Raw genomic sequence first — 16,162 nt, 5'->3', positions numbered from 1 at the left:
GCGAATTACAACAATTGTTTGACTTACATATTGATAAACTGGAGCAATTATCGCTCAGTAACCCCTTGCCTTTACAGGACTTAAGTATGGATGTATCGCTAAAAATTAATTCCATTTTACAAGATTTTGGTGACAGTATAGGTCTGAAAAATCTGGCATTGAAACATGACTCAATCAGCCTCTCATTCGATGACAAGCTTGTTGTCCACATCATCTATCTGGCAGAAAAAGGCCTATTAGTTTTCGAAGCCCAAATCACCGAATCCGCTAACCTAGATGATGCGATCCTGCGCTCTTTACTCGCATTTAATTATCATTGGAGTGACCACAGACTCGTATTCGGCATGAATTTAGAAGAGCAGCAACTTTGCCTCTACCAACATATCGATGTCGATGATCTCGATTTTTCTCAGTTTGAAACCGTATTGGCCGAGCAAGTCTCACAAGCAGAAAGATGGGGGGAGCTCTTGAATATCCAAGCACCTGAGTCAGAGCTAGAGCAACCTAGCTTGGCTAAAATCAGTGGGATCAAGGTATAGATATGATGGCTAATAATATCGGTGGCAAGCAAGGTTTGCTCTACCAAGCACGAGAGGCTCAAGCAGCAGGAACTAAGGCCTCCACGGTATCGTTTAAAGAAAAAAATATTGGCTTAATTTCTCAAGCGAGTCCCTCCGTCTCGAAACAGCAGTCGGCGCAGAGGTTGCGCCACTTGCTTATCGACAGGTTTTCCCACGTACCACAGCAGAAAATCGATGAGTTATTCAATCCAGCATCAGATGCAAGTTCAAGCAAATCCTTAAGAGACAGGTTAATAAGACTCGCCTGACCGCTGAACACGTTTCAGCTCGCAGCCGCATCTACACTGGGTTATTTACTTCTTCGATTAGATCTTACTGTTCACTACAAGGTTGAACTTGAAACTCGTTTTTGCCCAAAAACTTGCTAGCCTTCGAATGAAGACTCGTTATATTTTTTGTGTTTAGCTTTTGGCTGAATGGGTATTGGGGAGTGAGTGTTAACCTTTACCTTCATTTGTAATTTATAGCCTAGCCGGCGAAGCATGGGCACTTTTTACTGCGAGAAAGTTCTACGAGACGCCGGCTCTTGATTTTATAAGAGACGTCCCTATAGCCTCTGCCAAAACATCTGACCGCCACGGGCCAATGATACTCCCGGTATCATTATGGCATTCCCTACATCCCTGTTGGTCATGGTGGAAATGCCAAAACAAACAACGTCCATGTTTAACGGCCAGTTCGATATCCCTATCTCTCGTTCGGAGAGTATCACTTCGTGATACCTCACCTTGTTTTGGAAGCTCGCAGCCGCATCTGCACCTGTTCTTACAAGCAAAGAGTAAGCAGTGTGTTTCTTCGACTTGGTTAGTCTATTGGATTCATTGGGCGTTGTTTATTTTCGTTTGGTGGATTGAAGGTAATCGAAGCTTCATGGTTATCTATCGCCTGCGGCGGTGCCGTCTAGGGTCTTAGACGTCCTCCTTGGTCGACTCTCAGCAACATGAGGGGTGAATACCCACGACTTTCACTCGGGCCGAGGATACTGCGCCGGAATGGTATAATTCCGCTTCGCTGGGCAAAAAAAAGTGGTGAATCAATTCACCACTTTTCCTATCAGCTCAATGACTAGGCTGGAATTGACGCCGCTTTCCAAGCTTGATTATAACTTTCGCCAATGGCACGCAAGAGATCACGCACTTCTTTTAAGAAATTATCATCATAGCCAATACGATCATCCGCTTTCTGCTTCTCAGCCTGAGCCAGAGTCCCTTCCGCTTCTTCCTCTTTCTGAGAGGCCTGAGCACCCGTTTGGTAAACATTGCCGATATTATTCGATATCTGACCGACTCCTTGCAAGACAGTATTACGGGCTTGAGCACTTGAATCTCGCGTCCTGAGTAAGGTATCAATTTCAAAGTTTTGTCGAGTCAGCTTACCGATATCAGCATCAGTACCACGAAGGGCTGAGGACACATGTTTACCCTCATCATGTAGGCTATTCAAGGTATCTTTAAATTTTTGTTGTTGGCCAAGCTGACTATTCACCTTACTGCTTTCTCTGAGGTGCTGGGTACTTGTTGACGTCGACTTCACCGCCATCACAGCACTCGTTACTGCGAGTACGCCACTCACCACTGCCATGGCAATCAGAGCTCCCTTCGCACTTCTTAACTCGCTCGCCTGGGCTCTTATCGATGCAACAGATGCCGTAGTGGCGATATCACGCTGAGCAATATTTAATTCACGGTTATCTTTCGCAAGTTGAAACAGTAAGATCATCAGTTCGAAAAGATCCGCTAGTGGGCCCTTGTTCGAAGCCTTTATCTCTGAGTTACCGCTCATCCCCATCGTCGCCAGGAACGCGCTTAACTCCTTCTGCACCGAGTCGACTGCAGTCCCTATATTATTGTTAAACGCCGTAGAATTAACCGACTCTAGCAGCTGTGTTAGCTTAGCAGTCTGGATTGGATCTAAAGCTTGTAAGGGCAGCTCTAACACGGCTCGGTTACCCTGTTTAATAATGATTAACTCTGAGCTTGTTGCCGCCGCTTGTGTCGTCTTCTGGCTGCTCACCCGATTAACCGAATTGACATCGTCCACAGACGTTAGAGTCGTGGTACCACTTTGTATTACTAAGTTCATAATATTCTCCTATACCGCCGCTGGACGGCTTAAGATTTCTTTCATAGAGTCACCATTGGCATTAATCATCTCCATGATCCTTTGCATCACCTCCTGAAACTCCTGATTCATGCGACTGATTTCCTCCTTGAGGCGATCGATCACGGCTCGTATGGCTAATACCTCGGCTCTACTATCTTGAGTCTCGGCCTGTTTACCTATGGCATTGGCCTGAAAACCAGTATTGAACGTACTCGCTGTACCTTGAACCACATTGGCACTGGATTCGGTGATACTAGAGACGGTTCTGACCTTGGTAGCAGCAGTACCAAATTTGTTAATTGATGTGCCTAACGCATTTATATTATCGAACTTATCCGCGATTTTTATCAGCCCGGATGACATCTTGCTACTTATTTTCCCCGCCAGCTGAGCGGCTTTACCTGCGGCAGCGCCACCAAACGAAGCCACGGTACTTACCACAGCCGAAATAATCTCTAGTGCCATCATCACGTGTTGAAATGCTTCGACATTAATGCCGGCATCTTTTAGTGCACTCTGCACTGCAGGTTCTTGTAATACCTGTGAGACGATACCCAATACGCCGCCGATAATCATGGCAGCACCAGCTACAGCCCCTATGCCTGTCGCTATCATAATTGTACCGATAACGATCGATATGGCAGCGCTGATATAGCCAAAAATCTTAGTGAAAAGCCCTGACTTTTTAGCCTCATGAGCCGCCTCTTCAGATTCTTTTATCTTGGATTGGTTATCTTTCATCTGCACTTCATTCTCGGAACGTGCGCGCTTTATCTCTTCGGTTTTTAACTTGTTCTGCGCCCGTTCAAGTTCTGTGATCGTCTTGGCTAACTCAATATCAAAATCAGCCACCGAGGATGCCGACAGAGCAATAAACGCACTGCCGATACCATATTCGACACCTTTAGCCGGTCCTTTAGCTAGACCCGTTCCCTTTTGAAATGCAGAGGTTAAAAATTGGGTAAATATATCACCAGTTTTATCCATTGAATCCTGAACGGAATTGCGATTACTATTAATGAGCTGACTCAGTTCATTAAAGGTTTTCTCGGCGCTAGCAAGGGATGCAATATTCGTCAGTGGGTTGGGTTTATCCAGCATGACCCCCTGCTTATTGGTGCCTACAGACGCTTGCGCCTCAGTATTTCTACTTACCCTAATGTCCAGTTGCTGCTTTTTCCCCAATCTAGCAGGGGTGATTTCTTGATCCGCATCCAAGAGTGCAGCACTCTGGGCTAACGGATTCGTTAACGTGATCTGAGTCATTATGTCGCTCCTGGTCTAGTGATTTCTTCCCGCATTGCATTGGCTCGCTGCGCCAGCTCGGAGTAAGCAGGCTGTTTCTTTGCCAAATGACTGGCGGTATAAAAGCCACTCTCGGCCGCCTCCCTATTCCCCAACGCTAGGTGACACTCACCAGCATGGAAGGGGGCCCTAGGGTCATTAACATCAATCAAGGTGGCAAAACTGTACGCATCCACGGCTAACTCATACTGCTTCATCTCCTGACGGCAGGCTCCCAACCCCATGAAGAAGCGCACCTGATAATGATCTAAGGTACATAAGAGCTGAAATATCTTATGGGCCTCATCATATTTAGCCGACTCATAGTAATTAAAGGCAACCGCATACATCTGCTCTATGGCATCATCGGGAATATTACGTAACATCCCCATGGTGCCGCCATCTTCCAAAAATGAGAGCAGCTCATCTTCGTAATTGCTATCTTGTGTTTGAGTTTGTTCTGTCATGATGGATCCTAAATTTGACGCAATATGTCCTGCATCACACTGTGATATTTCTGCACGAATCGATTTATCGCCTCGACGGTGCTGTTGTAGGTCGATGAGATTTGATTCAGTTCTGTGGTCTTAAGGCTGACATCATCATTAATCAGCTTAGATTTATCTGAGATGGCAGTGCCCAGACTCGCTAGCTTCTCCTTGAAGTCATCCCCCGAATAGTCATCTTCAGGCGTGAGCCCTATCGCCATTAAAAACGCTTTACTCGATATGGGGTCACCCGTCTTACCGGTGATATTTTTCAGTTTTTCATAGATGGAAGATGCCTTGTAATCGGCATCATTATCGAAGCCAAAGTCATCGTAAATGAGTGGTTCCGTGGAACTGTATTGCGTACCTTTAGCCAGCGCCGTATGCAATTTACTCTGAATGGTGCCATAAATTTTCAGTTCATTTGACAAGCCTTTCAGCTCTTTCTGCGCGGTGTCACGTTTGGCTTGGTTGGCAAACAACCTATCTTGATATGTGACTAAAATGGGACTGTCTAATCGCTCAGAAAATACCGATAACAGGGCAAGATGCTTCATATCCGCAACATCAAATGTCTGACCCGAAGGGACTTTAGCAAACAAGGCCTCGAGATCTGTATTCAACCTGATAAACAAGTTGCCATCGGTTTTTAACAAATCTTGCGGATCTTGGCCCGTTGAGGCTAGCTGATTGGCCACTAGGCTCCAGAAGCGCTGAAAGTCACTCAATTGCTGCTCGGAAGTCAGATCTTTACCCGATTTAGGCGTAAAAATGCTTTCGTTAGCCGTTGACCAGATGCTATTACCCTCAAGATTTTTAGCATCACGTACCTTCTCTTGTATCTTAGAAGCAAACGCTCTCAAATCGACTAAGTTTTGGCCTTGTGACGCCTCTCGAACCCGAGAAACTATCTCTGCCGGAGTATTACTTATGGAACCTATCGCCATACTTTCATTCCTTAGTTAAATCATCATGCCACGCATCATGGTCGGTCTACGCTTCTTGCTGTCCTTGACACCCAGTGTGGGATTGGCTGTCAATGCGGCCCGTCGCTGACGATGCACCTCATGAAGCAAGTCTTTCTCCGCCTGTTGCGTCAGCTCTGGATCCATGGCCTGATTATCAAAGATGGCACTCGCGGCGAGATGACTCACCCCTAATCCTGCCAGCATCTCGCTCACTAATTCACTTCTTTGCTCGGCATTCTCTATCGCCTTCTGTGCCTCGGCGATAGTAGCCACTAGTGGGTTGTTTTCAGCATCTGCCATATGTTCTCCATAGTAAAATGTTAATCTTTTTAAGGCTGTAACTCAGAGGCGTAAAATTATCATTTTGTGAAAATCTGGCAGCCAGCTCAGTGAATATTCCTCAGGTTGGCTAACAGAAGCGAGTATTGCCCGGTGTCAATATCCAGCTTAGCCCCCGTATATTGGTAATAGCGTGCCAACCTCTTATTACTGAGGCGACTCCCCCGAAATACATCCACCTCGCCTTCCAGCCGATATGCTTTACCGAACACTTGGATAGCAGCCTCTGCCAATATATACAGAGGCTTAAAGGGACTACTCAGGCAGACTTTGGGATTTTTTCGGCTGAATTTGACGATGAGGATTCGCTGATGCTCCGACTCGACACGATAAACGAGTAGGGCTTGGTCCAGTTCGATGGCCGTTCCTAGCTCTATGTCAGTTTGTTGCCAATAATAAGGCGCGACTCGATAGCCTTGTTTGATAAAATACTGACTCAGGCGGTCATGATGCTTACTCACATTCCCACCCGGCCTAAAGGCTGAATATTGATCTGCTGAGTCAGCTCTTGGAACGAGAGTACAGGCAGGTCGTAGTAATCCGCTTCGATCAATTTACGCACATAACGACGTATATCCATGGACACCACCATCACCGGCTTATTGTTCATCTTACTTAGGTCGCCCACGGTCTGCTTAACGTTGGCAAGAAACTCCTGTGTGACAGACGGATCTAAGGCGAGGTAGCTTCCTGCCGAGGTCTGACGCACACCATTTCGTATGGTCTCCTCCAATTGCTGATCGAGTAAATATGCCGGTAACACATTCTGACCATTGGAATACTTGTAGCAGATATAACGTTTGAGGCTGGTGCGTATATACTCGGTCAACTGCACCACATCTTTCTCTTTCTGGCCCCACTCCACCATCGCCTCGAGTATGGTGCGCAGGTTTCTGATGGAGATATCTTCCGACACCAGTCGCTGCAGGATCTCAGTCATCTTCTGCAGCGGCACCATACGTTGCGCTTCCTTAACCAGATCACCATAACTCGCCTCCATCTCTTCCAGCAGATAGCGCGCCTCCTGAATGCCGACAAAATCTTCGGCGTACTCTTTAAGCACATGGGACAGATGGTAAGTTAAGATCCTATCTGGGGTAAGGAAGCCGATACGGGACTTCTCTAAGGTAGCCAACTTACTTTCCTTGACCCAGATGGTATCGATACTTGGCAGAAAATTTTCATCCCTGTCGTAATCTATATTCAGGAGCTCAAGTTGCTCCGAACCTTCGGTCACCAGCAACTTTTCTCTGACGATGCGCCCCCTGGCTACGGGGACTTCCTGCAGATGGATCACATATTCTTGATTACTCAAGCTAGCGTTAAAACGTAGGTGGATACCGGGAAATGGCACGCCGAGATCCAGATAGAGGGCCCTTCTCACCCTGACGAGTTCATCATTGAGGGAGATGGCCTCGAGATGTGATTGTAAGCTGGCATCTATGTCGATCATCAAGGGCACAGTTAAGGCAAACTCTTCTTGGTTGCCTAGCTTATTACCATTGTTTTTACTCGGCGCATTTTTTGACTTAGCCGCCGGCGCGCCGGCACCATTGGCTAAGAAGGCTGGCAGATCATCGGATTGATTAACCAATTGTTTTTTATTGTTAAAGTCGATTAAGGCGCCGCCACCGCCCACGATCAAGGCTAGAATAATAAAGGTTACAGTGGGGAAACCCGGAATAAATGCAAATAGCACTAACAGGGCACCACCGATCATCAGGGCCCTGGGCTGCGCCGTGACTTGATCGCCAATCTCGGACCCCATATCCGATGCATTGTCATTATCGACACGGGTGACTATCATGCCAGCCGTGATGGCAATAAGCAGGGCCGGGATCTGAGAGACCAGGCCATCGCCTATGGTTAATACGGAAAATAGCTGCAACGCATCGGCCGCCGACATGCCCTTCTGGGTGATGCCTATGGTCACCCCGCCAAGAATGTTGACGAAGATGATCACTAAACCTGCGATGGCATCTCCCTTAACAAATTTCATCGCACCGTCCATGGAGCCATACATCTGACTCTCTCTCTCGATCACGGAACGACGCTCTCTGGCCTCATTGACATCGATAACACCCGCGCGCATGTCGCCATCGATACTCATCTGCTTACCCGGCATGGCATCGAGAGAGAAACGAGCGCTCACTTCGGCGACACGCTCCGATCCCTTAGTGATCACCAGAAATTGCACTATGGTGATGATCAAGAAGATAACCAGGCCCACAATCAGATTGCCGCCGACCACGAAGTTACCGAAGGTATAAACAATCTGACCCGCATCGGCTTGCAGCAGAATGAGTCGCGTGGTGGTGATCGATAACGACAGCCTGAAGATCGTCGTGATCAGCAGCACCACAGGAAAGGCCGAGAACTCCAGCGGTGACTTGATATAGATAGCCAACATCAGCAGGACGACGGCAATGGTGATATTGATGCCAATCAAGACATCCACCAGTGCAGTAGGCAGCGGCAGAATCATCATAAAGATGACCCCAAGGAGTAACACCGCCAACATGATATCTTTGCGCTGACCGACCTTGTTCAACACATACATTAAATTGTTCATTGAGTACCGCTTAATTGTTCAGTCTGACTGTTTGCATTCATATCGATATATGCGCCATAGGCTTCTCTCGCCTCTATGGCTTTATCTAAGCGCCAATAGGCGCGACTCAGACAAAGAAACAAGGCAGCCTTATCTGAGTCTTTACTTGCAACGAGTAATGTATGGCACCATTGGACCGCTGATTCATATTCCTCAGCCTCCAGACACGCTAATGCCAAGGAGTATTGGGCAGGGGTAAACTCTGGGGCACACAAGACCAGCGTTTTAAGCAAGACCACAGCCTTCTTAGGATGCTGGTATTGCATCTGTAAACACCCGTGCAGGTGCAGGACTTCTATCTGGGATTGATTTAATGCCGACACTTCACACTCTCAGCAATAGGTGGAAGGCAAGCGACAGATAGTCTTGATCTAGCCGAGTCTGCTTCATGAGGGCTAGCGCCTCTTGCAAGTCATCAGAATTTAACTCGCTGGCTAGCCCCTCGAGTTTCTCGGTGATCTCGTTAAGCGTCTGCTGGTACTGTTTCGGTCTCAGCAGGCTCATATCGCTGATTTTTGGGTTAGATAGAGATGTTAAGGTGCGCTCAGCCGGTGACAGTTCATAGAGCTTGTCCAGATGAGAGGGGACCGCCTCCCCGTCGGGTGGCAAGCTAAAGCGTGCAGGAAACGGATGTTCTAACTCCTCATTCGAATGAAAGCTGAGGTGTTCTATGCCTATATTGGCGGCCGTAACCTTGCTCATCTCGCTTCGATCTCATCGTGTAGACGGCTCAACAAGCCGAATGCTTGCTCTATCATGGACAAGGTCACATCTGTGGCGGGAATAGTCGCCGACAAGACCAGAGACTCCTGACCTAGCATGCCGCTTCTTACCAGATAGGGCCAACCTTGACCGATATGGCACAAACTCAGGGCCTTAACTTGTGCCTCGCTGCGATGATGCCAATCGAGATCACGGATCAAAAATAGCACCAGGTGTTCCTGTACCACTTCGATATTCAATAGCCCCCTCTGCTCGAAAGAGAGTTGCACGATTGCCGATGCCGAAAAGTCAGAGACCGCACCGGATATACGGCAGAACTCATCGACCGCACTATTAATCCAATCCATCTAACATATCCTCTTCCTCTTCAATGGCTCGGTCTTGAGCTTGTTGTGCCGCGTTAATCATATTTTGACGTTGCTCTTCATCGGCAAAAATCTCTTGAGGAATTAACCGTATCAGCTTCTTTAATTCGCGAAAAAATGAGATTTTCTGTGAGATGTCGACCAGACCAACTTTATCTGCCAGACCCAAAATTTGATCCGCTCCCACCCACCTCAGCTCCACCAGATAGATAAGATCGCTCAAGAAGTCGGTTATCTTGTAAGTCATCTTGCCTATGCCGCCGGTACAATCTTGACTCGCTCGAAGAGCAGAGCGACTTGTTCATGTAGGCCATTGATCACTTTTAACTTTTTAATGTCATTCATGATCTGCTGCAACTTACTCTTATCTATCGATGAGCCTTGTACCTGAAGATCGGCGCCCAATCCCTTGAGCAGGAAGCCAATAGCTTCGGTGGCCTTCTTATCGCCAAAGCGTGTCAGCACTTTTTCGAAGGCATCACCTAACCCCGAATAATCCAGCACAGAATCACGATAGAAGTCACGCAAGCCCTGTAGATCACCTATGTCTTTATCTGCACTCAGCGTTAAGGCGGCGTCATAAACATTTAAGCCGGCTCTTATCTGCGGCCCCTGTTCCTTAGCCATCTTAGCTAGGCTGATATGGATCAAAGCCAACAAGGCCTTAGCCTCTGGCTTGCCGGTTAACTGACTTTTTGCTTCACTCAGGGCAACGAACTGCTCGCTGGCATCACCCGAATAACTGCCTAGATAAGCCTGTAGCTGGTGAGCAACTGTCACATTCTGTTTGCTTAGATTGCTGACAAAATCTTTGAGTTTCTGCTGTTTATCCAGATCGGGAACCTTCTTCAGGTACTCCTCGACGAGAGCATGGATCTCAGAAACCGTGCCGTAATCGTCCTGAATTTTTCGCTTACTGATATCTTTCTCAACGAACTCAGAAGCCTTAAATGTCAGTTCTTCGGCGGCATCGAGCAAAGATTTAGCATCGGGCACCAACTTGACAATATCGCCACGATAATTGCCTGAACTGATTGCTGTGCCAAGAGTGCCATTAGCCGAGTTTTGCGCTAATACATTGCGGGTAAGATCGGCAGCTATCGTGCCTGTATTGATGCCGGGCATAGAATAAACTCTGAGAATTATTGAGGGTAGAAGTGTAAAAAATGATGTAAAAGAGCGATGCCAAAATCCGTCGTTATTTTGTCGTTACCCGGCTTCTTATACCTACCGGCATAATTAACAGCTCATATTCAGCCAGTCCTTCGTTCGCAGGGCTTATAAGTGAAGCCTCACCCTGGCATTGCAGCTCGCAGCCGCATCGATACCTGTTCTTACAAGCAAAGAGTAAGCAGTGTATTTCTTCGACTTGGGAGTCTGTTGGGTTCGTTTGGCTTTATTTTTGTTTTTGTTTGGTGGATTGAAGGTAATCGACCCTTCATGGTTATCTATCGCCTGCGGCGGTGACGTGCAGGGCCTTAGACCATGCACGTCAGATTAAGACGTCCTCCTTGGTCGACTCTCAGCAACATGAGGATTGAAAACCCACGACTTTCACTCAGTCCGAGCTTACGCTACCCAGTGAAGCCTATACAAATTGCATTGCACCACTGGCCATCCTGGGTACATTAGGGACATTTTGCGGCTTATCCTTATAAAGCAAGCCATGCAGATACGCATAATATTCTTGCAAGGCCTCATAGCGACGAGTGAGCAGTGCTATATCTATCTCTGACTCGAGTAAGCGAACCCAGAGTAATATTTCACCGCGAGTATCCGTGGTGATATGAAAAGGCAACATAGGAGAAAAGGGGCCATTGATTTGAAGTAACACCAACCACGTGCCTTGACTCAGATCACTTGGACAAGGGCCGACCCTTGCAGCCATTAACCAGGCACCGACCTCTCGCTCTACAATGATCTCCGGACCATCGACTACCGAGAGGATAAAAGCCTCTTGCGACTCATCGCACCTCGCTATCCCCAGCTGTGCTAACCATGCTTTTATCATCTTCCTTGCTCCCTATAATTTTGCCGACTTAGCCATTTCTATGGTGGTAGAGTTTAGAGGCTTGGTAAACGAAATATGTCGAGCCTCATAATTGCTGATGATGTCATCCAGAGTGGCATTCACCTGTTCCTTAGTCGTGGCTCGGTTGAGGTTATGCTCGGCGCGCCTCAACAAGGCAATATTGCCATCCGTTTGCCCATGCTTATATAAAGAGGGATAGATCTGTTCCCTAATAATGGTGCTGGCAATAACGATCACATCTCGTTTATGGGTCTCGGCATAAGCGGCATGCAATACTGTAGAATCAGTATCTTTTAGTAAATTAGTTGCATTTAACAGCTGTTGCCAATCCTTGTTATCACTCCGATTTAACTGAGCAGCCATCCAGTCTATTTTCGCCTCGCTATCGGCTAACTCATCCAGTTTAGCTAGAGCCAATTCGATACTGGGGGTAAACCTTAATGCGTCATTAGCGTCATTGGCCGCTTGCACACCAACAGTCAATAGCGCAAGCGCCGCCTTAGAATCGGCTTTAAATGCGATAACAGGGGCCCCCAATTCAGCCTGCTGCCCACTAAAATCAGCTAGACTCTCATCGTCCAGAGCCAGTAATGCCGCATCGGTAGTGTCAAAGACAAACTGCTCCCTGGCGGAATTTTTAGTCTCAATATGTGCATTAACGGCATTGAACAAGGCCTGCTGGAGATGATTCTTTATCTCATTTCTCATGGAGAAGTTCAGCGTTCCCTTGAAGGTATCCGAAAAGTCTCCTTTCTCTGTTTTTAATGGCACCACGACAGTCTGTTCAGAAAAGTCCTTCAAGCCTCTATTTTGTAATGCGCGCCTGGCGATATTGGGCGCTCCGACAACCCAATCTTTTATGGCTGCCCCCGCACTCCCCTTCTGAGCCATCTTTCCACCTTGAAATTTCAAGATTAAATTTTCCCCTTGAGGAATTGAGCTCGAGGAAAATTGTGGGTCGATAAGCTCGGGAACCGGCACATTGAGCATCACGCCTCCATCCTGGAAGTAGGTATACTCCCCCCTCGCTTCTTCCCCCTTAAATAGGGGCATCTGATATTCAACCTGACTAAATACCACAGGGAAAGATCCAGAAATATGGGCAGCCCTGGCAATCCCCATATCCGGTGCAGTACTGGCATTAAATACCGCTAATTGCGGACGCCCCTTAAACATCGCGGTGCCGGTAATATTGAGGGTTTTAATCTCAGGTATATGCCGGTTTAACGTCACCAGGTCCCTGAAAGTCACGTCGCCTCCCTCAGTCAAGGACTGCTTCACCCCCTTGACTGCGGAATAGGCTAAGGCTTCAGGATGAGAATCAATCTGAGTCAGCACAGCTTTACGCGACTCATCCCGTAACACCTGTTCTAACGGCTGGGCATCGGAGCCGATACGCGGTAATACATTCATGACTAGCTGAGTAAAACTACCCAATTTTTCCGGTAAAATATTCTTGGCTGTTTGCCCTAACTCACTGGAGAAAGTCTGTAATAACTTCATATCCTTATTACTACTGTCGAGTAACGAAATAAGGTCCATCTCATCAGAGAGCCGCTTAAAGCTAACCACATCCATGCCCGATGCGAGCAAGGCAGCGGTAATACCACCGGCTGAAGACCCCGACATAGATTTAATGCCCTCGAGTAACTTGTGTTCGCCAAGGGCCGCGATCGCACCTGGATAGGCCGCTCCTTTCGCGCCACCGCCACTCAGCACTAGGCTGGTTATTGGCGGTCGATTGAGCTCAACTTGGGTCACACCATAGTCATACACCTTAATGCTGGCTTGCCTGTCGCCGACACCCGTCACGAGCACTCTAGCCTCTCCCTGAGGCTGAGTCGATATCAAGTGTGCCATGTGACGAATGGTATTATCGCCACCAAATGCAACACCTAGCGAGCTCTGTAATGCTGACGCAAGAGATTGTCCAGTCGCATCCTGAATCGTGACCTTAGCAAGTGGCTGTGATGCTTTAGCCCCTGCTTCTACTTGTTGAGGAGCTAGGTTACTGACTGTTGGGATCCCAGTATTTACTCTCATATTCTCTATCCTTAAAAATCAATCAAGTGAGTACGAGTTAAATACTAGATAAATTATTTATGTTTATGTTTTACAATTAGGCGCATTTTTTTAAGATTTAGTCGAATTTGACTATCTGGATTGTCCCAGACCTCAGCCATGCGCTGCAACCTAGTATTTGGCACCAGAGCCGAGATTTAGACGTTTTCTACAAACTTACTGGCCAAATTTGATATATGTTTTTGACATGCCAGCCTATGATCTCAGCCTATGAATACCGACTCTACTTCACTCAAGGTTGATCTGAGCTACATCCCAGAAACGATTAAGCAGGCCGCAGATAAAGGCAGGCTGATTCAGATCCGCGGCAGGGTAACTCAAGTTACCGGCACCATAATTAAAGCCGTGGTGCCTGGCGTTCGCGTGGGTGAACTCTGTGAGCTTAAGAATCCAGACCAATCCCTATCATTGCTAGCAGAAGTTGTCGGATTTCAACAGCATCATGCCTTATTGACGCCATTTGGTGATATGCAAGGGATCTCATCAAACACCGAAGTGAGCCCAACTGGCAAGACACATCAGGTCGCCGTTGGCGAGCACCTACTAGGTCAAGTACTCGATGGGCTGGGGCGCCCCCTCTCAGGTAATCATGTGCATGAGTCGACCCAGTATTATCCTGTGTATCAAGAAGCTCCACCGCCAATGAGCCGCAAGTTGATCACTAGACCCATCTCTCTGGGAGTCAGGGCCATTGATGGGCTACTCACCTGTGGAGAAGGCCAACGCTTGGGTATTTTCGCCGGCGCTGGCGGAGGAAAAAGTACCTTACTCGCCAAGATGATCCGTTCTGCCGACGTCGATGTCATAGTGCTCGCCCTTATCGGCGAGCGTGGCCGGGAAGTCAGAGAGTTCATCGAGTCAGATCTCGGTGAAGAAGGGCTTAAACGTTCGGTATTGGTGGTGGCCACCTCCGATAGACCCGCCATGGAGCGAGCCAAGGCCGCGTTCGTTGCGACGTCAATTGCCGAGTATTTTCGCGATCAGGGCAAGAGCGTCTTACTCCTGATGGATTCGGTGACACGTTTCGCCAGAGCCCAGAGAGAAATAGGCTTAGCATCCGGTGAGCCCCCGACACGCCGGGGTTATCCGCCTTCGGTATTTGCCGAGCTACCTAAGTTAATGGAACGTTCGGGTCAATCCGATAAAGGCTCGATCACGGCCCTGTATACCGTGCTGGTTGAGGGTGATGATATGACCGAGCCTGTTGCCGACGAGACTCGCTCAATTTTAGACGGGCATATTATTCTCTCCCGCAAGCTTGCGGCTGCGAATCATTATCCTGCGATCGATATCCTACGCTCAACCAGCCGGGTGATGAACAACATAGTCACAGCTGAACAGAAGACATCGGCGGGGGCATTGAGAGAGTTAATGGCCAAATACGAAGAAGTAGAGCTGCTGCTTAAAATAGGTGAATATCAGCCAGGTTCGGATCCTTTGGCCGATAAAGCCATCGCCCAGCAAGATAATATCAACGCCTTCTTACGCCAAGGTTCTGAAGAACCAAGCGACCTTAATGAGGCCATCAGTCAAATGACTCAGTTGACCCAATCATGATCTCACAGCTAGTTAAAATAAAGCAGATTAAGGCCGATCGCGCCGAACATTCACTGCAAAAGCAGCAACAGATACTCGCACAGGCCAATGCTCACTTGAATCAAGCCAATCTCGCAGCCTGTGATTATCGAGTCTGGCGTAAACAGGAAGAGGTGCGGCTGTTTGCCCAGGCAAAAGAGTCATTCCTCAAGCTAAAAGAGCTCGAACAGCTGCAACAACATATCGCAATTTTACATGATAAAGAGGCCACTCTGGAACAAGAGGTGGCTGAAATAGAGCTTCAACGAAACAGTGAACAAGACACATTAAAACAGCGTCACAAGGCCGCATTACTAGCCAATAAAGCCACAGAAAAATTCAAACTATTGCAGCAACAAGATGACATAGAGCGAGAGTACTTGGCCCAATATCAAGAGGAAATGGAACAAGAAGATCATCGCATCATGTCCATAGGAGAGCTCCCTTGTTAACCCCAAAAGAGATCCTAAAGCCTAACGAGTGTCATCTTGAGCTAAACACCCTGCTGCCACGAAAAGCCGCGAAAGAGGATGTGATAAGACAGTTTGAACGAGCCATGCAACCTGAGTCTGTCAACGTTAACTCGGGCGTAAGTCTTGCCGCCCCCCAAGAGAATCAAGCAGAGCCACAGGTTATTCGCCCTAGCAGACAAGTGAAGCAAGATAGCACTCTAGAACAAGACTCTCAGTTAGACAGCACTCCGCCTAAACAATCAACAAACAAGCCCAACGAAGCTGTCCTTAAACACGATACAGGGCTTGAGCCAGAGATAAAAACCCAGACAACTCGCTATGCGCCAGCTGAGATCTCAGTAAACAAGCTCAGCAAGGACTTGCCTAAACACGACCCAAGGCTTGAACCAGAGATAAAAACCCTGGCAACTCGCTATGCGCCAGCTGAGATCTCAGTAAACAAGCTCAGCAAGGACTTGCCTAAACACGACACACGGCTTGAGCCAGAGATAAAAATCCAGGCAACTCGCTATGCGCCAGCTGAGATCTCAACAGACGA

At 47.8% G+C, this 16,162-nt stretch carries 19 protein-coding genes; 5 read left to right on the top strand and 14 right to left on the bottom strand.

Annotated elements, in window-relative coordinates:
* Window positions 1-86: 86 nt before the first annotated feature.
* Together HRU42_RS13740 and HRU42_RS13735 are read left to right on the top strand one after the other, a co-directional pair.
* Entirely contained in the window at window positions 87-539 is a 453-nt protein-coding gene (locus HRU42_RS13740) for a CesT family type III secretion system chaperone (protein WP_295031894.1), read from the top strand.
* Between the two features lie 5 nt (window positions 540-544).
* Complete coding sequence (locus HRU42_RS13735; RefSeq protein ID WP_295031893.1) at window positions 545-829, top strand: hypothetical protein; 285 nt, start codon at window positions 545-547, stop codon at window positions 827-829.
* Window positions 830-1,646: 817 nt separating this feature from the next.
* Here the strand turns inward: HRU42_RS13735 and sctB are convergent.
* The 14 genes from sctB to HRU42_RS13665 all read right to left on the bottom strand — a co-directional run bounded on the left by sctB (window position 1,647) and on the right by HRU42_RS13665 (window position 13,537).
* Window positions 1,647-2,663 (bottom strand): type III secretion system translocon subunit SctB, encoded by a 1,017-nt coding sequence (gene sctB, locus HRU42_RS13730; protein ID WP_295031892.1) that lies wholly within the window; start codon window positions 2,661-2,663, stop codon window positions 1,647-1,649.
* Between the two features lie 9 nt (window positions 2,664-2,672).
* On the bottom strand, window positions 2,673-3,950 hold the full coding sequence (gene sctE / locus HRU42_RS13725) for a type III secretion system translocon subunit SctE (RefSeq protein ID WP_295031891.1): 1,278 nt from the start codon (window positions 3,948-3,950) through the stop codon (window positions 2,673-2,675).
* The gene (locus HRU42_RS13720; RefSeq protein ID WP_295031890.1) at window positions 3,950-4,435 is read right to left on the bottom strand and encodes a SycD/LcrH family type III secretion system chaperone; all 486 of its coding nucleotides are present in this window, start codon (window positions 4,433-4,435) and stop codon (window positions 3,950-3,952) included. The genes sctE and HRU42_RS13720 overlap by 1 nt, the downstream gene beginning before the upstream one ends.
* Window positions 4,436-4,443: 8 nt before the next feature.
* A complete protein-coding gene (locus HRU42_RS13715; RefSeq protein WP_295031889.1) occupies window positions 4,444-5,403 on the bottom strand; it encodes a virulence-associated V antigen in 960 nt (319 codons plus the stop codon).
* Between the two features lie 15 nt (window positions 5,404-5,418).
* The gene (locus HRU42_RS13710; RefSeq protein ID WP_295031888.1) at window positions 5,419-5,724 is read right to left on the bottom strand and encodes a hypothetical protein; all 306 of its coding nucleotides are present in this window, start codon (window positions 5,722-5,724) and stop codon (window positions 5,419-5,421) included.
* An 86-nt stretch (window positions 5,725-5,810) separates the two neighbouring features.
* Window positions 5,811-6,224, bottom strand: a complete 414-nt coding sequence (locus HRU42_RS13705; RefSeq protein ID WP_295031887.1) for a Low calcium response locus protein R — start codon at window positions 6,222-6,224, stop codon at window positions 5,811-5,813.
* A complete protein-coding gene (sctV, locus tag HRU42_RS13700) occupies window positions 6,221-8,335 on the bottom strand; it encodes a type III secretion system export apparatus subunit SctV (RefSeq protein ID WP_295031886.1) in 2,115 nt (704 codons plus the stop codon). The genes HRU42_RS13705 and sctV overlap by 4 nt, the downstream gene beginning before the upstream one ends.
* Window positions 8,332-8,697, bottom strand: a complete 366-nt coding sequence (locus tag HRU42_RS13695; protein WP_295031885.1) for a hypothetical protein — start codon at window positions 8,695-8,697, stop codon at window positions 8,332-8,334. The genes sctV and HRU42_RS13695 overlap by 4 nt, the downstream gene beginning before the upstream one ends.
* A 1-nt stretch (window position 8,698) precedes the next feature.
* Window positions 8,699-9,076: a YscX family type III secretion protein gene (locus tag HRU42_RS13690; protein ID WP_295031884.1), complete on the bottom strand. Its 378-nt coding sequence runs from the start codon at window positions 9,074-9,076 to the stop codon at window positions 8,699-8,701.
* Window positions 9,073-9,444 (bottom strand): type III secretion chaperone SycN, encoded by a 372-nt coding sequence (gene sycN, locus HRU42_RS13685; protein WP_295031883.1) that lies wholly within the window; start codon window positions 9,442-9,444, stop codon window positions 9,073-9,075. The genes HRU42_RS13690 and sycN overlap by 4 nt, the downstream gene beginning before the upstream one ends.
* Entirely contained in the window at window positions 9,431-9,709 is a 279-nt protein-coding gene (locus tag HRU42_RS13680; RefSeq protein WP_295031882.1) for a TyeA family type III secretion system gatekeeper subunit, read from the bottom strand. The genes sycN and HRU42_RS13680 overlap by 14 nt, the downstream gene beginning before the upstream one ends.
* Window positions 9,710-9,714: 5 nt before the next feature.
* Complete coding sequence (gene sctW, locus HRU42_RS13675; RefSeq protein WP_295031881.1) at window positions 9,715-10,587, bottom strand: type III secretion system gatekeeper subunit SctW; 873 nt, start codon at window positions 10,585-10,587, stop codon at window positions 9,715-9,717.
* Window positions 10,588-11,050: 463 nt separating this feature from the next.
* Entirely contained in the window at window positions 11,051-11,473 is a 423-nt protein-coding gene (locus HRU42_RS13670; RefSeq protein WP_295031880.1) for a hypothetical protein, read from the bottom strand.
* Between the two features lie 12 nt (window positions 11,474-11,485).
* The gene (locus HRU42_RS13665) at window positions 11,486-13,537 is read right to left on the bottom strand and encodes a patatin-like phospholipase family protein (RefSeq protein ID WP_295031879.1); all 2,052 of its coding nucleotides are present in this window, start codon (window positions 13,535-13,537) and stop codon (window positions 11,486-11,488) included.
* 249 nt (window positions 13,538-13,786) lie between these two features.
* On the opposite strand from HRU42_RS13665, the gene sctN reads away from it, so the two are divergent.
* From sctN to HRU42_RS13650, 3 genes are all read left to right on the top strand, one after another.
* Window positions 13,787-15,133, top strand: coding sequence for a type III secretion system ATPase SctN (gene sctN / locus HRU42_RS13660; RefSeq protein WP_295031878.1), 1,347 nt, complete (start codon window positions 13,787-13,789; stop codon window positions 15,131-15,133).
* Window positions 15,130-15,603 (top strand): YscO family type III secretion system apparatus protein, encoded by a 474-nt coding sequence (locus HRU42_RS13655; protein ID WP_295031877.1) that lies wholly within the window; start codon window positions 15,130-15,132, stop codon window positions 15,601-15,603. Before sctN ends, HRU42_RS13655 begins: the two co-directional genes overlap by 4 nt.
* On the top strand, window positions 15,597-16,162 hold a 566-nt coding region (locus HRU42_RS13650), incomplete at its 3' end, for a hypothetical protein (RefSeq protein WP_295031876.1). The genes HRU42_RS13655 and HRU42_RS13650, both read left to right, overlap by 7 nt.

Origin of the sequence: Shewanella sp. (genome assembly GCF_013214165.1) — a bacterium.
GTDB lineage: Bacteria > Pseudomonadota > Gammaproteobacteria > Enterobacterales > Shewanellaceae > Shewanella.
This window is presented reverse-complemented; position numbering and strand designations above follow the sequence as displayed.